Origin of the sequence: Aeromonas sp. s4 (assembly GCF_040907855.1) — a bacterium.
Taxonomy (GTDB): domain Bacteria; phylum Pseudomonadota; class Gammaproteobacteria; order Enterobacterales; family Aeromonadaceae; genus Aeromonas; species Aeromonas caviae.
This window is the reverse complement of sequence record NZ_JBFOCP010000003.1, coordinates 1-16,058: the sequence shown is the minus strand read 5'-3', so window position 1 is coordinate 16,058 and position 16,058 is coordinate 1. Positions and strand designations below refer to the sequence as shown.

The window sequence follows — 16,058 nt, the reverse complement described above, 5'->3', positions numbered from 1 at the left end:
GCTGACTCAGTAGCCGCCTCTGGCATCCCTGACGGCAAGGCCAAGCTGCCATACCGCCATGGCGTAGTGGGTGCTGTGGTTGTAGCGGGTGATGGCGTAGAAGTTCGGCAAGCCGTACCAGTACTGGTAACCGGTGCCGACATCCAGACGCAGCAGGCTCGCCTCCTTGTGATAGCCAAGGGAGCCGGTGGGAGCCAGCCCGGCTCCGCGCAGGGTGGCCACCGGGTAGCGGGTCTGGAAGCCGTGCTCATAGCCCGGCAGCTGTCCCTGGCCGCGTACTGCCACCGGCTGCCCTTTCTCCCAGCCGTGGGCCTTGAAGTAGTTGGCCACGCTGCCGATGGCATCCACCGGATCCCACAGGTTGGTGTGGCCGTTGCCGTTGAAGTCCACCGCGTAGTTGCGAAAACTCGACGGCATGAACTGGCCGTAGCCCATGGCCCCGGCATAGGAGCCCTTGGGTTCGGTGGGATCCATCCCTTCATCCCGGGTCATCACCAGGAAGGCTTCCAGCTCGCCGGTGAAGAAGTCGGCGCGGCGCGGGTAGTCAAATGCCAGGGTCGCCAGGGCGTCGAGAATGCGGGTCTTGCCCATCACCCGACCCCAGCGGGTCTCCACCCCGATGATGCCGACGATGATCTCGGGTGGCACCCCGTAGATCTGCTGCGCCCGGTTGAGTTCACTCTCGTATTCGCGCCAGAAGTTGACGCCGTTCTGTACGTTGTCCGGGGTGATGAACTTGGCGCGGTAGCGGTTCCAGGCGCCGGTCGGGCCGGTGGGCGGTCTGGTGGTGGGGGCCTGGGCGTCCATCAGCTTGATGATCCAGTCATAACGCTCGGCCTGGGCCAGTACCCGGTGCAGCTCGGCGCTGTCGAAACCGTGCTTTTGCACCATCCGCTGCACGAAGTTGTCCACGTTGGAACGATTGGCGAAGTCCCCCTTGCTGACCCCGGGCTGGCTCACCTGTCCGTAGAAGGGTTTGCTCGGCGGCGTCTGGTTGATGAAGGCGCTGTTGGGTTGGGGTTTGACCACGGGCTTGGGCGCCGGCGTGCTGCTGCAGCCGTAGATCAGGGGAAACAGGGAGAGGACACAGACAAGGCGACGCATAGGGTTCTCGTGAGCCTGAAAAAGAGTGCCGTCATGGTAAAACATTGGCGTGCAGGCGCAAGTGCTCCGTGCCGGCGCGCCCCCCGGGATCCCGTCAGCGCAAGGTGTGGTAGCCGCTCCAGATCCGGGTCAGGGTCGTGATGGCACAGAGCAGGGCGAAACCGAAGGCCAGTGGCACGAAGGTGGCGGGCCAGAGGCACATGAGCACGAAGAGGGCGATGGTTTCGCTCCCCTCGGTGAGCCCGCCCAGATAGTAGAGGGATTTGTGGTGGTAGACGGGGCTCTCGATGCCCCGTTTGCCCGCCATGATGGCAAAGGCCAGAAAGCTCGATCCCGTGCCCATGAAGGCGAACAGCAGGGTGGCGGCGGCCAGGGCGTTGGCCGGGTCGGCGAGGGCAAAGCCCAGCACCACGGCGGCGTAGAAGATGAAATCCAGCGTGATGTCGAGAAACCCGCCGCAGTCGGTGATGCCCGTTTCCCGCGCCACGGCGCCATCCAGCCCGTCCAGCAGCCGGTTGAGCAGAATCGCCGCCAACGCCCACTGATAGCAGCCAAAGGCCAGCAGCGGCAGCGCCAGCATGCCGATGAGAAAGCCGGCGAGGCTCACCTGGTTGGCGCTCACCCCGGCCCGGCACAGGGGGCGGGCGAGCGCGGCGAGGGGGCGGCGGATAACCGGGATCAGGTGGCGATCAAACAAGGTGGTGCTCCTCTTCTGGGATGACTGGGGGGATCAACTGCAAGATGGTGCCCGGCGCATCCTCTTCGTCGTGGGTCACCAGCAGGGCGGGGATGGCCTGCGTGCGCAGGCGCTCGAACACCAGGGTTCTGAATGCCGCCCGCAGCGGCTTGTCGAGGCGGGAGAAGGGCTCGTCCAGCAGCAATGCCCTGGGCTCGGCCAGCAGGGCACGCAGCAGGCTGACGCGGGCTTTCTGGCCACCTGAGAGCGCCCCGGGCAGCTTGTCCATCTGAGCCTCCAGCCCGACCTCGGCCAGCGCCTCGCGGGCCCGGGTCTGCCTTGCCGCCATCCCCTTGAGATGCGCCGGCATGCCGAACATCAGATTTTCGGCCACCGTCAGGTGGGCAAACAGCAGGTCATCCTGAAACAGGATGCCGATGCCCCTCTCCTGGGGGGGGAGCAGGGTGAGGCGACGTGCGCCGAGCAGGATGTCCCCGGTCAGCCGGATGGGCCCCCCGGGTGGCAGCACTCCCGCCAGGGCCGCCAGCAGGGAACTCTTGCCACAGCCGCTCGGTCCCATCAGGGTGAGCACCTCGCCCGGGACCACCCTGAGGGGGGGGAGCGTCAGCAGGGGGGCACCGTCGAGGAAGAGGGTGAGTGTGGAGGTGTGCAGCATCGGGTCAGGGCCTCAGGACGGGGTTGATGCGCCGCGGCAGCCAGAGCGCCAGGGCATAGATGAAAAGGGGCAGCAGCAGTTGCAGCAGGCCGTAGAGCCCCGCCAGCCGCCGGTTGAGGCCGCTACCGATGGCCACCGCCTCGGTGGTGATGGTGACGACCCGCCCGCCCCCGAACAGCAGGGTCGGCAGGTATTGGGCCAGGCTCACCGCCGCCCCGACACCGAAGGCGAACAACAGGGGACGGGCGAGCAGGGGACCCTTGACTCGCCACCAGGCCCCCCAGGGGCTGGCCCCGAGCGTGAGGGCCACCCGGGTGAGGCGCTCGTCGAACTGGCGATAGGGGCCGTGCAGGCAGAGATAGACGTATGGAAAGACGAAGATCAACTGGCTCCAGAGTACCCAGCCAGGGCCTATGCCAGTGAATCCCAGCCCGTCGGTCTGAAGGCGCAATCCAAACAGCAGGCTGGCCTGGGGCAGCAGCAGAGGGAGGCAGACAAGCCAGAGGGTGCGTGCGGCGCGGCGCGCAGGCAACGCCTCGAGACAGAGCACCGCCAGCAGCAGGGAGAGCGCGGCGCAGAGCAGGGCCAGCCACAGACTCTGCCACAGCAGCGGGCCCAGGCTCGGTAGCAGAGCCAGCCAGTGGTGGCTGCTCCATTCACTCGGCCAGAGGGCGGGAAAGGACCAGCGCCGGGTCAGGGACCAGAACAGCAGGGCGGCGAGCACCAGCAGATTGGTCAGGAGCAGCCCCCACACGCCGATGCGGGCAATGAGTGCGGGCCAGGACGAGGCGGGGGCGCGTCGCCCATCCAGCCAGCGTGCCTTGCCGAGGGTGAGGTGGGTCCGCTCCAGCAGCCTGAGGGCGCCAAGCAGCAGCAGGTTGAGGGCGAGCAGCAAGAGGGCGCCGCTGGCACTGGCGCCGCGCCAGGCGGGGTCGGCATCCTGATACCAGAGCCAGAGTCGCACCGCCAGGGGCGGCGGGGCATCCGGCCCCAGCAGCAGGGCGAGATCCACCACCGCCAGACCATAGGCGGCCACCGCGTAGAGGGGCAGTCGCAGGGCGGGCCAGAGGGCGGGCAGCAGCAGGCGCCACCAGATCCGGGGGGCACTGAAGCCGAGGCTGGCCCCCAGCCACTGCTGGCGCGCCACCTTGGCGGGATCCAGTGCCGCCAGCGCCATCAGCAGCAGGAAGGGGGTCTCCTTGAGGATGAGCATCACGATGAGGCCAAGGCCCCAGGGATCCTTGAGGGTTTGCCAGTCCGGGGGCAGATGGGTGAGGTCAAGCAGGGGGGCGACGAGGCGCAGCAGCCAGCCGGAGGGAGCGATCAGAAAGGCGATGCCGATGGCAAAGGCGACGTGGGGAAGCGCCAGCAGGGGGGAGAGCAGGCGGCGCAGCCAGCGCATCCAGGGACGCCCGTCCCCCTGGGCGAGCAGCAGGGCGGTGACGGCCAGGGCCCCCAGGGTGGAGGCCCCCGCCACCCAGAGGCTCAACCCTGCGGAGTGCCAGAGTCCGGGCTGGGGGAGCAAGAGGGATAGATTGGCGGGGGTGAGTCCCTCGATGACCAGCAACAGCAGGCCCCCGGCGAGCGGGATCCCCAGCAGCAGGGCTCCCAGCATCAAAAAGGGCAGCAGGAGGAGAAGAGGGGCGCGCGCCTGCATGATGGATCAGTGGCCGTAGCGCTCGGCCCAGGCCGCTTCCAGCCGGGTTTGCCAGCTGGGGTGGGGCTCTGCCACCCCCTTGAAGCGCAATGCCGGACGGGTCTGGCCTGGCAGCGCCTTCTGGCGCAGCACGCTGGGATCCCCCCAGAAGGCGGGGTCGCTCTTGCGCGCCTGGGCGGCGGGGCTCAGCAGGAAGTTGACCACCACCTTGGCCCCGGCCCGGGCGGAGGCATTGAAGGGGATGGCGAGGAAATGGCTGTTGGTGAGCGCCCCTTTTTCCATGGCGATGGCCTGGACGGTGGGGGGCAGGGTGCCGTTTTGCACCGAACTCTGGGCTTCCCCCGGGTTGAAGCTGATGGCCATGGCCAGCTCGCCGTCATCGAGCAACTGCCTGGTCTCGGCGCCGCCGGTGGGGAAGAGCCTGCCCTTTCGCCAGAGCGCGGGGTGAAGCTGGTCGAGCCAGGCCCAGAGAGGGGCGGTGACGCGGAGGAAGTCGGCATCGGTCGCCTCCCGGTAGAGGGGCGCCGGATCCGGTGTCAGCTCCAGCAGGATCTGCTTGAGAAAGCTCGAGCCGTGAAACTGGGGAGGCTTGGGGTAGGTGAAGCGGCCGGGGTGAGCCTTGGCCCAGGCCAGCAGGGCGGCCGCCGAGGTGGGAGGAACGTCTACCTGGTCGCCATCCACCATCAGATTGAGCTGGCCTATGCCCCAGGGGGCCTCGAGCCCCTCGACCGGCACGGTGAAGTCTTCACTCACCGGCAGGGCGGTGTCCACCAGGGCCATGTTGGGCAGCTCGTCGGTAAAGGGGGCCCCCAGCAGCCCCTGCTCCTTGAGCGCCTTGAAGTTCTCGCCGTTGACCCAGAGCAGGTCGATGGGGCCGTTCGACGTCTTGCCAGCCTGCTTGCCGGCCAGCAACTGGCTCACGCTCTGGGCGATGTCATCCACCTTCACCTGCACCAGCTCGACCTGGTACTGGCGAGCGATCTCCTGCCTGGCCCACACCAGGTAGGCGTTGATCTCGGGGCTGCCCCCCCAGGCGTTGAAGTAGACTGTCTGCCCCCTGGCGGCCAGCAGGGTCTGCTGCCACGACGCGTCATTGGCGTGGAGCGGGGAGGTCAGCAGCAGGGGGACAGCGGCCATCAGGGGACGGAGCAGGGCGCGAAGTCGGGTCTTGAACATGATGGTTGCCTCGTCAGAGTCAGGCGCCGCGGCGCCAGCGGTGATAACGGGCCAGCAGCGCCAGCAGGCGCCCGGGCTGGCGGGCACGGCGCCAGGCGCCAGCCACGTACTTGTTCCCCTCCAACAGGGTGGGGTAGGGGTGAACGGTGGCGAGGATCTTGCCAAGTCCCAGGCGGTGGCGCATGGCGAGGGCAAACTCGGCGATCCGCTCGCCGGCGTGAGCACCCACTATGGTGGCCCCGAGTATCCTGTCACGGCCCGGCACCGTCAGCACCTCGACAAAGCCCCCTGACTCGCCGTCGGCGATGGATCTGTCCAGCTCGGCCATCTCGAAGCGGGTCGACTCGAAGGGGATGCCTCGGGCCCGAGCCTCTTTCTGGTTGAGGCCGACCCTGGCTATCTCCGGACTGGTATAGGTGGCCGCCGGCATGACCCTGTAGTCTGCCCGAAAGCGCCTGAACTGGCCAAAGAGGGCGTTGATGGCGGCATACCAGGCCTGATGGGCGGCAAAATGGGTGAACTGGTAGGGGCCGGCAACGTCCCCCACCGCCAGGATGCTGGGGTAGTTGGTGGCGAGGAAGCCGTCGATGGCCAGGGTGCCGCCGGGGGCCAGTTCAACCCCCAGCGCCTCCAGCCCGAAACCGCTCACGTTGGCCTCCCGGCCAAGGGCCAGCAGCAGCTGGTCCCCCTCAACCACCAGCGTCTCGTCCCCCCGGCGCAGGTGCAGCCGGATGGGCAGGTTGGTGCCTTTACCGTCCATATACCCGGCCGAGGTAGCCTGCCAGCCGAGGTGCAGGGTGACGCCGTCGTGCTCCAGCTGCGCGGCCAGGGCCCCGGCGACGTCCCTATCTTCCCGGGGCAGCAGCTGAGGGCCTTGCTCCACCAGGGTGACGGGGATACCGAGCAGGGCCAGGCTCTGGGCCAGCTCGCAGCCGATGGGGCCCCCTCCCAGCACTAGCAGATGGCGGGGGGGCTCACGCAGTCGCTGCCAGAGTGTGTCGGAGGTGAGGTAGGGAACCCTGTCCAGCCCCGGCAGTGCGGGCACCCGGGGGCGGGCGCCGGTGGCGATCACGATATGACGGCTGGTCAGGCGCTTGCCGTTGACCTCCACCTCCCAGGGGGAGGTGACTCGCGCCCGCCCCTGGATGCACTCCACCCCAAGTCCTTCATAGCGCGCCACCGAGTCGTGGGGTTCGACCTCCTCGATGACCCGGGCGACCCGCGCCATCACGGCGGCGAAGTCGGCGCGGCTCTGGCTCGGGGTAAAACCAAGCTCCCCGGCCTTGCGCTGTTCAAAGGCGAAGCGGGCGCTTCGGATCAGCGCCTTGGAGGGGACGCAGCCGGTATGGAGGCAATCCCCCCCCATCCTGTGCTGCTCGATGAGGGCCACTCTGGCTTTCACCGCGGCGGCGATGTAGCTGGTGACCAGACCTCCGGCGCCGGCGCCTATCACCAGCAGGTTGTAGTCAAAGCGCGCCGGCTTGCGGTAGGGGGCGTGCAATCGGTAGAGGGCGAGACGGCGCTGCAAGGCACGCATCAGCCAGGGCATCAGGCCGAGCAGGGTCAGGGCGGCCAGCAGGCCGGGGGAGAAGAGGTTGCCTGTGCTGGTGAGGGTAGCCAGCTCGCTCCCCGCCAGCACGTAGACGAGGGTGCCCGGCAGCATGCCGAGCTGGCTGACCCAGTAGTAGGTGCTGACTCTGATGGGGGTGAGCCCCATCACCAGGTTGACCAGAAAGAAGGGGAAGAGGGGGATGAGGCGCAGGCTCAGCAGATAGAAGGCCCCCTCCTTTTGCATGCCGGCCTGAACGCTCGCCAGCTTGTCGCCAAAGCGTGTCTCGACCCAGTCCCGCAGCAGGAAGCGGGCGCTGAGAAAGGCCAGGGTGGCGCCGAGGGAGCTGGCAAAGGAGACCAGCAAGAGCCCCCACAGAATGCCGAAGACGGCGCTGCCCGCCAGGGTGAGCAGGGCAGCCCCCGGCAGGGAGAGGGCGGTGGTGAGCACATAGATCACCAGAAACAGCAGGCTGGCTGCGACAACATGGCGGTCGACCCAAAGGGCCAGGCGCTCCTGATGAGCCTGCAACTGGGTGAGGCTCAGATAGTGGTCAAGGTCGAGGGCAAAGAAGGTGCCGACCAGGGCCCCCATCGCCAGCAACAGCAGCAGGCGTGCCCGGTTCATCCCTGCCCCTTGTCGAGGGGGCGCTCGGGTTGCACCGGCAACTGGCAGAACCCCTGGGGAGCGATGTCGAGAGCGGCATTGAACTTGGCGGACATGTTCTGGAAGGCGATGAGGCCGGTGAGCTCCACCAGGGCGTCGTCATCAAACCAGGGCTTGAGGCGGGCGGCCTGCTCGTCGCTCACGCCATCCAGCCCGGTCATGGCCTCGGCATAGTCCAGCACGGCCCGTTCCCGCTCGTCGAACAAGGGGCTGTCGCGCCACCGGGCCAGCGCCTCCACCTTGTCGCTGGAGCCTGCCCGCTTGACGAGGGTCATGGCGTTGATGTCGACACAGAAACGACACCAGTTGAGCTGGGAGACCCGCACCGTCACCAGGGAGCGCAGCACGGGGTCGATGGGGGAGCGCTTGCGGTTGATGACGCCGTAGAGGGTGGCGACCGCGGCGAACAGCCTGGGGGAGCGCCCCCAGCACTTGCCCGGGATCAGCACCTGACCGTAGTTGCGTTTCTGCAGCCAGAAGAAGGGGCGGATGAACCAGGCGTAGGCCCGGTCCGGTTTGACCTCAATGCGCATCTTGTTCCTCTTTGAGCTTCTCCATCTTGGGCTTGTAGGCCCCGCCCAGGCGCTCGTTCAACCGATTCAGGAAATCGATGATCCGTGCCCGGTTGACCCCCAGATCGCTGCGCCCCTGGCGCGAGGCGGAGCGCATGTCGATACGGGTCTCTTTGGGCCCGGCAAAGACCCGCAGGGCCACGTCATCCTGAAACCCGAACCAGCCGGTGGTGACGACGGCATCGATACCCTCGCTGCCCGGGCGAACCTGCCAGCCCAGCTCCGTCATCAGTTCCTCGGCTTCCGCGAGCACTTCGACCGGGGATGCCCGGGTATAGAGAGGACCGGGGTTGCCTGGAAATAGTTGCAGGGGCGGGGGGGAGACCGGGAGATCCTCCGGGCTTCTGAGCTGCTCGGCCCACTGGAGCCGTGGCGGATGGTAGGGATCCGTGCTGACGTCGTTGGTGAGGGGGGAGCGCAGCGACTGGACGAGAAACAGCAGGGGCAGCAGCAGGGGAGCAATGCCCCAGATATCCGGCCAGAGGTTGGTGGTGCGGCGATAGCGCCAGGGCAGGCGCAGCAGCAGCACGAGGCTGAGGAGGGCGCTGGCGAGACAGAGGATGAAGCCGAGCCACCAGGGCCAGAGATGGGCGCGGCTGCCAAGGGCCCCGCAAAGGGGCAATAGCCAGGTCAGCAGCGGCCACCACAAAGAGCTGTGCATATGAGGGATCCACGGGTCAGGATGGAACTATGCCCAGAAGGATAAACTTAATTGCCTGATAACGTTAGTAAATGATCATCAATCCCAGGCGTGCGGCTCAGAGAACCGATGGCCTCGTCGCCCTGGATCAGCTGCGATAGAGCACCTTGATGAGGTGGAAGCCGAACTTGGTGCGTACCGGCCCCAGCACGGTCAGCAACTCCCCCTTGAACACGGCATCGTCGAAGGACTTGACCATGTCCCCCTTGGAGAACTCTCCCAGATCGCCGCCACGCTTGCCGGAAGGGCAGGTGGAGAAACGCTTGGCCATCTGGCTGAAATCGGCGCCCTTGGCGAGCTTCTCCTTGATCTCCAGACACTGTTTCTCGGTCTTGACCAGGATGTGCTGGGCACAGGCTTTTTTCATCGGAATGCTCCTCGGCGAGGGGAAAGGGGGCGCAAGATTACTGCAATTGCGCCTCCGCGTCAGCCCCTCGGGCGCGAGACCCGGCTCCGGGGGCCGGCGGCCAGGGGGACCCTGGCCCGGGATTGCCAGAGGATCTCCAGCCCCAGCAGGGCATAGAGGCTCCAGATGGCCAGGGGGTTGAGCCAGTTGCCTCCCATCTGCAGGGTGGCCAGGGCTGCGCTCACCAGCAGCAGGACTATGCCGGGCAGGCGCCAGTGGGCAGGCAGGGGGGCGAGCAGGGCCATGCCCAGCAGCAGGGCCAGGCCAAAGGGCAGATTGAGCGCGGTGAAGGCGAGGGCCTGCTGGCCGTTCATGCCGGTCAGCAAGGCCAGCAGGGCGCTGCAGCAGGCCAGGAAGGTGATGAACTCGAGTCGGTCGGCGATGTAGTCAGCCAGTTGTTCGCTACGTAGGTGCATGGGGTCTCTCCTGCGATGATTGGGATCAGTGTGGGACAGGCAGGAGCGCAGGGGCAGCGGGATAAATCGATTGAATTGAACGAAGCTTTAGTGCCATCTATTCAAGTGATTGATTTAAACTTATTTTCCTGTTCAATAGCAGGCAGGGTGGGGAAGAGGGCACGGAGCAAGTCGAGGGGGACGGGTTGACGAAACCCGCCGGATGCGGGGTGTCCGACAAGGGTTGTCGCGACGAGCCGGACCCTGCTGCCAGCCCAAGGCCGCCAGGGGAGATCCGGCGTGGCGGGGTCGGTGGTGGCGTTTTGTTCGCCCCTTGCCCGGATTGTGCGCAGTTTGGCTCCTCACACCCGGCTGGCTCCTTGCTGGGCCGAAGCGATCCCCGCACCGGGGGCGGCAGAGCGGCACGCAAAGGGGCCCCGAGCGTGGGATTTCGCCGTCGCGATTATGCTAGGATGAGCGGCACTCGCCCGGGATGAGTCTCGGTATCGTACTAAATAACACAATCTTTAAATCATGTTATTCGGGGAAAATGACGTTTGACAGGATGCTATCCTACTTTTCTCACCGGGAGCACTTCATCCGGGCGATCCCGTCGCCCCGGGCCCGGTCTCTTGCTGCTCGCCCTCGCTCTCTGGCTGATGGCGATGCCCGCCATGGCGGCCAAGTTGACCTACCAGATCAAGGGGGTCAGGGGAGAGCAGAAAGACAACGTCGAGGCCTACCTCAACGCCCTGCCCGTCTATCAGGAACGCCAGTACCGCCCCGCCCGCGCCAAGATCACCGAGAGCGTACAGAAGGCGCTGCAGGTCTATGGCTACTACCAGCCCAAGATCACCCTGAACCGCGACAAGAAGACGCCCGCCAAGGTGGTGATCGAGATTGAGCGGGGGGAACCCGTGATCATCTCGCGCCTCGACATCCTGCTGGAAGGGGATGCGGGGAGCGACGAGGTGTACAGCGAGCTGCTGGACAAGCTGCCCCTGAAGGAGGGAGATCCCCTCAACCACGGCAAATATGAATCCATCAAGGCGGATCTCGGCAGTCTGGGGCTGGCCCGCGGCTATTTTGACGCCAAGATCAGCAAGAGCCAGGTCAAGGTTTTCCCGGAACAGGGCAAGGCGGAGATCTACATCCTGTTTCGCTCTGGCCCGCGTTACCATTTCGGCGAGATCCGCTATGACGCGACGCCGGAGGCACTGCACCTGATCCGCCCGCTCATCAACATCAAGAGCGGCGACCCCTATCTGGCGATCCGTCTGGCGGAGATGTCCCAGGATGTCTCCTCCACCAAGCTGTTCAAGCAGGTGGACATCAAACCCCTGATCAGCCAGGCCGAGGGCAACCGGGTGCCGGTGCAGGTGACCCTCTCCAACCGGGTCGATCACGAGATTGAGACCGGTATCGGTTATGCCACGGACGTGGGGCCGCGCCTGAGTGCCACCTGGGAGAAACCCTGGGTGAACCGCTATGGTCACCGCCTCTCCAGCACCGCCAAGATCTCGGCGCCAGAAGCGGAGCTCAGCTTCGACTACCAGATCCCGGTGGGCAACCCGCTGCGGGATTACTACTCCCTGCAGGCGGGCTATCAATACACCGACAACAACGACACCCGCTCCGATCTGGCCACCTTCGGGGTGCACCGCTGGACACGCCGACCGGAGAGCTGGGACAGAGACGTCTTTGTGCGCCTGGAGAACGAGCGCTACGTCCAGGGTCAGGACGAGGGGAACAGCCTGCTGCTGATCCCCGGCGTCTCCTGGTCACGGCTGCGGGTGCGCGGCGGTCTGGTGCCGGATTGGGGGGATCGCCAGCAACTGACGATGGAGTTCTCGAGCCCCTACTGGGGGTCCGACATCAGCTTCATGCGGGTGTGGGGGCGCAGCAAGTGGCTGCGCACCCTGGGCGAAGATCACCGTTTCCTGATGCGGGCCGAGCAGGGGGCCATCGTCGGGGATGATTTCTCCCTGGTCCCCCCCTCCCTGCGCTTCTTCACCGGCGGCGATCAGACGGTCCGGGGCTACGGTTACGAGACCATTTCGCCACGGGGGGACGATGGCAAGCTGACCGGCGGACGCTACGCCAGCGTTGGCAGCCTGGAGTACAACTACCGCTTCAGCGAGAAGTGGCTCGGCGCCCTGTTCGTGGACGCCGGGACCGCCACCGTCGACTACAGCGAGGCCTGGAAGATAGGCACCGGGGTCGGGGTGCGCTGGGTCACCCCCATCGGTCAGGTCAGGCTCGATCTGGCGGTGGGCATCTCCGAGGAGGACAAGCCGCTGCGGCTGCACTTCGCACTGGGGCCGGAACTATGACCCGGCAACCAGGCGCATATCCTCTTCTTTCTCTTTTCTGGCCGCTGCGGCTGCTTTCCTTGCAGGGGTCTGCATCGTGATCTGGGTAAAACGCATTTTCTTGTGGCTCATGGGCCTCTTCTTCCTGCTGCTCATCGGCGTCAGCCTGCTGGGCTTCACTCATCAGGGCAACAAGTGGCTGTGGCAACAGGCCAGAGCCGCGCTGCCCTCCCTCAAGGGGGAGCTGGTGGCGGGGCAACTCGGGTATGGCTGGACCTTCGAAGGGGTTGGCTGGCAGGACGAGCTGGTGGATGTCACCGTGGAGCGGGCCGTGCTGGACTGGGATCTGGGCAAGCTCCTGCAGGGCAAGCTCTGGATCAAGACTCTGGCGGTGACTCGCCCCGTGGTCCGGGTGGCGGAGTCCGAGCCGGTGCCGGAAGAGCCGTCGGAGCCCTTCGTCTGGCATCCGTTGCCGCTCAAAATCCAGGTCGACAGCCTCAAGGTTGCCGATCTCGATGTGGCGGTGCCCGGCGTGACGATCACCCTCAAGGATCTGGACATTGGCGCCGCCCTGGATCGCGCCGGGCTCATCGTGCGCGGCCCCGTGCTCGATGGCCTGAACGTGGTGGTGGCACCGTCCCCGGTGGAGGCGGCCAGTGACAAGGGCGCCAAACCGGCGGATGAGAAAAGCGCCACCCTGGCGGCCGGCGAGCGCAAGGCTGTCCCCGGTGACAAGACGCAGGCCGCAAGCAAGCCCGAGCCCATGGTGCTGCCGGCGGTGCGACTGCCTTTCCCCATCCAGCTGGAGGGGCTGAAAGCCACAGCGTTCCGTTATCAGCAAGGTGAGCTGGTGGAGGGGCTTGACAACCTGTTGCTGTCGGCCACCGCCGAGGAGGAGCGCATCGACATCCGGGAGCTCTCCTTGCGCCATGCCATGGCGGATCTGGCCTTGAGTGGTCAGGTGCGCCTGCACGAGGATTACCCCCTCACCCTGACTCTGGATGCCAAGGCGCGTCAAGGGCTGCTTGACGGGGAGCTCAAGGGGGAGCAGGTCAATCTCGTCCTGGACGGTTCTGTGGGCAAGCTTGGGCTGGCACTCAAGGCCAAGGGGCCGGTGGGCGCCAATCTCAAAGGATCCCTTGCGGCCCTCGACCCGGATCTGCCCTTCGATCTGGCGCTGGACTGGAAGAGCCTCTCCTGGCCCCTGCACAAGCCTGCCAAGGATGAGCCCAGCTATCGGTTGGACAAGGGCACCCTGAGCGCCAAGGGCAAGCTCTCCGGTTATCAGTTTGCGCTCAACACCGCCGGCAAGGGGACCGATGTGCCCCCCTTCAAGGTGGCGCTCTCGGGCAAGGGGGATCTCAACCAGCTGAGCCGTATCGAGCTGCTGCTGGGGGCCCTCAAGGGGGAGCTCAAGCTCGACGGCAAGCTGGCCTGGAGCAAGGGGGTCCAGTGGCAGGGGACGACCGAATTCAAGGGGATCAACCCGGCGGAGCTGGTGCCCGAGATCAAGGGGGCATTGGCGGGCAAGATCACCAGCCGCTTCGATCTGGATGAGGCGGGCCACTGGCAGCTGGCCCTGCCCGAGCTCAAGGTGGATGGCAAGCTCAACCAGTATCCCCTGGCCTTGCAGGGCAGGCTCAGCGGCAACGACAAGATGGAGTGGACCATCCCGGCCCTGGCGCTGCAAAGCGGCCCCAACCGGCTGCAGGCCAAAGGCTCGCTCACGACCCAGGCCTGGAAGCTGGATGCGGATCTGGATGCGCCCAAGCTTGGGGGTATCTACCCGGGTCTGGGAGGGGACATCAAGGGCCAGGTGCGCGTCACCGGCAACCAGCAGGCGCCGCGCGTGAATGCCGATCTGGTGTCGGGCCGACTCGCCTACGCGGGCACCGTCCTCAAGGAGACCGTCATCAGGGCCAACGCCCTGGTCGGGGAGAAGCCCGCCGGTGAGGTGGCGGTGACGGTGGCGAGCCTGGCGCAGGGGGAGACCAAACTCTCGCAAATCGCCCTGAACCTGAGCGGCGATCTCGAGCGCCACGGGCTCACCTTGACCATGAAGGGGGATCCGCTGGCGGCAGACCTCAGCCTGAATGGCAGCCTGCGCGGTGACCGCTGGCGTGGCGCCCTTGCCGAGCTGAAGCTCAAGACCCCCCTCAAGCGCTGGGCGCTGACCGCCCCCTGGTCTCTGGACCTGGATCTGCCGAAACAGCAGCTGATCATGGGGGATCTCTGCCTCGCGTCCCAGAAGGCCAGTCTCTGCGTCAAGGGGAGCCGGATAGCCCAGTCCCAGGGCAATCTGGAATTTGCCCTGAACGAATTTGATCTCAAGCGGCTGCGCCCCTGGTTGCCGGACAATTTCCGCTGGCAGGCAGTGCTGTCGGCCGACGGGCGCGCCAGCTGGCGCGGCAACCAGCCGACCCTGCACGCCACCGTGCGCACCACGCCTGGGACCTTCGTCGCCGACGAACTCAAGACCGACTACCAGCGCCTCGAGCTCGGGATCGACTTCGAGCGCCAGCAGGCCGCCATCCGGGTCGATTTCGCCTCCGAGCAGATCGGCAACATCGACACCGATCTGCTGATCCGGGATCCCGCCGGCCGCGGCAACCTCGGCGGTCAACTCAGGTTTGACGATCTGAAGCTTGCGACCTTTGCGCCGCTCATTCCCGAAGTGCGCTCCCTGCAAGGGGTCATCTCGGCGGATGCCCGCTTCGACGGTACCCTGGCTGCCCCCCTGCTGTATGGCGAGCTGAACCTGAAGGAGGGGGAGGTTCAGACCCACTCCGACATGGTGACCCTCTCCAAGCTGGTGACCCGCCTCAAGATAGAAGGCAACCGGGCCGAACTCGACGGCTCCATGATGGTGGGCAAGGGCCCCCTGGTGCTGGGGGGCTGGCTGAGCTGGGCCCAGCAGCCGGTGACCGGCAGCCTCACCATTCAGGGCAAGGAGCTGGAAGCCCAGTACCCGGGCATGGGCCGGGTCAGGGTGACACCTGACATCGCCATCTCTCTCGGGGAGGAGACCAGGGTGACCGGTCAGGTGGACATCCCCTGGTCGCGCATCCTGGTCAAGAGCCTGCCAGACAGCGCGGTAGCGGTCTCCGATGACGTCACCGTCATCTACGACGATCTGCCGCCGGTCCCCAAGGCGGCACCGCTGCCCATGGAGATCAGGCTCGCCATCCGGCTCGGGGACGACGTCCGCCTTGAAGCCATGGGACTCAAGACCAAGGTGGGAGGGGCCCTCAACATTCGCCAGGATCCCTCCAAGCCGCTCTCGGGCAACGGGCAACTGGAGCTCAGGGACGGGCGCTTCAAGGCCTATGGCCAGAACCTCATCATCAAGGAGGGGCGGATCCTCTTCTCCGGCCCCATCGATCAGCCCTATCTCAACATCGAGACCTATCGGGATCCGGACACCATCGAGGACAACGTGACCGTCGGGGTGCGGGTGACGGGGCCGGCCGCCAAGCCGAAGATCACTGTCTATTCCGAACCGCAGATGGCGCAGTCCGAACAGCTCTCCTATCTGTTGCGGGGCAAGGGATTGCAGACCAGCGGCGAGGATGGCGGCTTCAACGGCCTGCTGGTGGCGGGGGCCGTGAGCCAGGCGAGCGGCGTGGTCTCCAGCATCGGGGAGTCCCTCGGCATGAGCGACGTGGCCCTCGATACAGCAGGCAGTGGCGATGACACCCAGGTGACCCTGTCGGCCTACCTGCTGCCCGGCTTGCAGTTCCAGTACGGGGTCGGGGTGTTCAGCCCCATCGCCGAATTCAAGCTGCGCTACGAGCTGATGCCAAGGCTCTATCTGCAGGCCATGAGCGGGGTGGCCCAGGCGGTGGATATCTTCTATCGCTTCACCCTGTAAGGGGCGCGGATGACAAGACAGATGCCTGGGGGGACGCTTATTCCCCCCTGCCCGACCTGCTGATGACAGCTGTCGCCAGCAGGTTCGGGGTGAGAGCGTGCATATATTGACGGGAGGCCTGGCCTCCCGTTTTTTTGTAGAAGAAGGGGATTTGTGGAAGGCAGAAAAGCGAAAACCCGGCACGAGGCCGGGTTCTCTGAAATATGGTGGAGGGAGAAGGATTCGAACCTTCGAAGGCAGAGCCGTCAGATTTACAGTCTGATCCCTTTGGCCGCTCGGGAACCCCTCCACGGGGCAT

12 protein-coding genes and 1 tRNA gene are annotated in these 16,058 nt (G+C 66.0%); 2 read left to right on the top strand and 11 right to left on the bottom strand.

Features of this window, described 5'->3' with window-relative positions:
* Positions 1-6: 6 nt before the first annotated feature.
* The 10 genes from mltB to AB5Y89_RS00905 form a co-directional block, all read right to left on the bottom strand.
* Complete coding sequence (gene mltB, locus AB5Y89_RS00950) at positions 7-1,104, bottom strand: lytic murein transglycosylase B (protein ID WP_368222675.1); 1,098 nt, start codon at positions 1,102-1,104, stop codon at positions 7-9.
* A 94-nt stretch (positions 1,105-1,198) separates the two neighbouring features.
* Positions 1,199-1,801, bottom strand: a complete 603-nt coding sequence (locus AB5Y89_RS00945; RefSeq protein ID WP_368222674.1) for a CDP-alcohol phosphatidyltransferase family protein — start codon at positions 1,799-1,801, stop codon at positions 1,199-1,201.
* Positions 1,794-2,456, bottom strand: a complete 663-nt coding sequence (locus AB5Y89_RS00940) for an ATP-binding cassette domain-containing protein (protein ID WP_368222673.1) — start codon at positions 2,454-2,456, stop codon at positions 1,794-1,796. Before AB5Y89_RS00940 ends, AB5Y89_RS00945 begins: the two co-directional genes overlap by 8 nt.
* A 4-nt stretch (positions 2,457-2,460) precedes the next feature.
* Positions 2,461-4,071, bottom strand: coding sequence for an ABC transporter permease (locus AB5Y89_RS00935; RefSeq protein ID WP_368222672.1), 1,611 nt, complete (start codon positions 4,069-4,071; stop codon positions 2,461-2,463).
* Positions 4,072-4,119: 48 nt separating this feature from the next.
* Positions 4,120-5,289 carry an ABC transporter substrate-binding protein gene (locus AB5Y89_RS00930; protein WP_368222671.1) on the bottom strand — a complete coding sequence of 390 codons (1,170 nt, stop codon included), beginning with the start codon at positions 5,287-5,289 and terminating at the stop codon, positions 4,120-4,122.
* Positions 5,290-5,308: 19 nt separating this feature from the next.
* Positions 5,309-7,465, bottom strand: a complete 2,157-nt coding sequence (locus AB5Y89_RS00925) for an FAD-dependent oxidoreductase (RefSeq protein ID WP_368222670.1) — start codon at positions 7,463-7,465, stop codon at positions 5,309-5,311.
* Positions 7,462-8,037, bottom strand: a complete 576-nt coding sequence (locus AB5Y89_RS00920; protein ID WP_039039829.1) for a carboxymuconolactone decarboxylase family protein — start codon at positions 8,035-8,037, stop codon at positions 7,462-7,464. Before AB5Y89_RS00920 ends, AB5Y89_RS00925 begins: the two co-directional genes overlap by 4 nt.
* Complete coding sequence (locus AB5Y89_RS00915) at positions 8,027-8,737, bottom strand: DUF1499 domain-containing protein (protein ID WP_368222669.1); 711 nt, start codon at positions 8,735-8,737, stop codon at positions 8,027-8,029. Before AB5Y89_RS00915 ends, AB5Y89_RS00920 begins: the two co-directional genes overlap by 11 nt.
* A 127-nt stretch (positions 8,738-8,864) precedes the next feature.
* Entirely contained in the window at positions 8,865-9,143 is a 279-nt protein-coding gene (locus AB5Y89_RS00910; RefSeq protein WP_010674120.1) for a peptidylprolyl isomerase, read from the bottom strand.
* A 59-nt stretch (positions 9,144-9,202) separates the two neighbouring features.
* Positions 9,203-9,598, bottom strand: a complete 396-nt coding sequence (locus AB5Y89_RS00905; RefSeq protein ID WP_119196804.1) for a hypothetical protein — start codon at positions 9,596-9,598, stop codon at positions 9,203-9,205.
* A 536-nt stretch (positions 9,599-10,134) separates the two neighbouring features.
* On the opposite strand from AB5Y89_RS00905, the gene AB5Y89_RS00900 reads away from it, so the two are divergent.
* On the top strand, positions 10,135-11,910 hold the full coding sequence (locus AB5Y89_RS00900; protein ID WP_042017328.1) for an autotransporter assembly complex family protein: 1,776 nt from the start codon (positions 10,135-10,137) through the stop codon (positions 11,908-11,910).
* A 76-nt stretch (positions 11,911-11,986) separates the two neighbouring features.
* A complete protein-coding gene (locus AB5Y89_RS00895) occupies positions 11,987-15,760 on the top strand; it encodes a translocation/assembly module TamB domain-containing protein (protein WP_324023420.1) in 3,774 nt (1,257 codons plus the stop codon).
* Positions 15,761-15,964: 204 nt separating this feature from the next.
* Here AB5Y89_RS00895 and AB5Y89_RS00890 read toward each other — a convergent pair.
* A tRNA-Tyr gene (locus AB5Y89_RS00890) sits at positions 15,965-16,049 on the bottom strand.
* Positions 16,050-16,058: the final 9 nt, after the last annotated feature.

Excerpts from the sequence above, each read along its gene's own strand:
- AB5Y89_RS00915 (WP_368222669.1), bottom strand. The coding sequence starts at position 8,737 with ATGCACAGCTCTTTGTGGTGGCCGCTGCTGACCTGGCTATTGCCCCTT.
- AB5Y89_RS00920 (WP_039039829.1), bottom strand. The coding sequence starts at position 8,037 with ATGCGCATTGAGGTCAAACCGGACCGGGCCTACGCCTGGTTCATCCGC.
- AB5Y89_RS00930 (WP_368222671.1), bottom strand. The coding sequence starts at position 5,289 with ATGTTCAAGACCCGACTTCGCGCCCTGCTCCGTCCCCTGATGGCCGCT.
- AB5Y89_RS00925 (WP_368222670.1), bottom strand. The coding sequence starts at position 7,465 with ATGAACCGGGCACGCCTGCTGCTGTTGCTGGCGATGGGGGCCCTGGTC.
- AB5Y89_RS00910 (WP_010674120.1), bottom strand. The coding sequence starts at position 9,143 with ATGAAAAAAGCCTGTGCCCAGCACATCCTGGTCAAGACCGAGAAACAG.
- mltB (WP_368222675.1), bottom strand. The coding sequence starts at position 1,104 with ATGCGTCGCCTTGTCTGTGTCCTCTCCCTGTTTCCCCTGATCTACGGC.
- AB5Y89_RS00940 (WP_368222673.1), bottom strand. The coding sequence starts at position 2,456 with ATGCTGCACACCTCCACACTCACCCTCTTCCTCGACGGTGCCCCCCTG.
- AB5Y89_RS00905 (WP_119196804.1), bottom strand. The coding sequence starts at position 9,598 with ATGCACCTACGTAGCGAACAACTGGCTGACTACATCGCCGACCGACTC.
- AB5Y89_RS00935 (WP_368222672.1), bottom strand. The coding sequence starts at position 4,071 with ATGCTGGGAGCCCTGCTGCTGGGGATCCCGCTCGCCGGGGGCCTGCTG.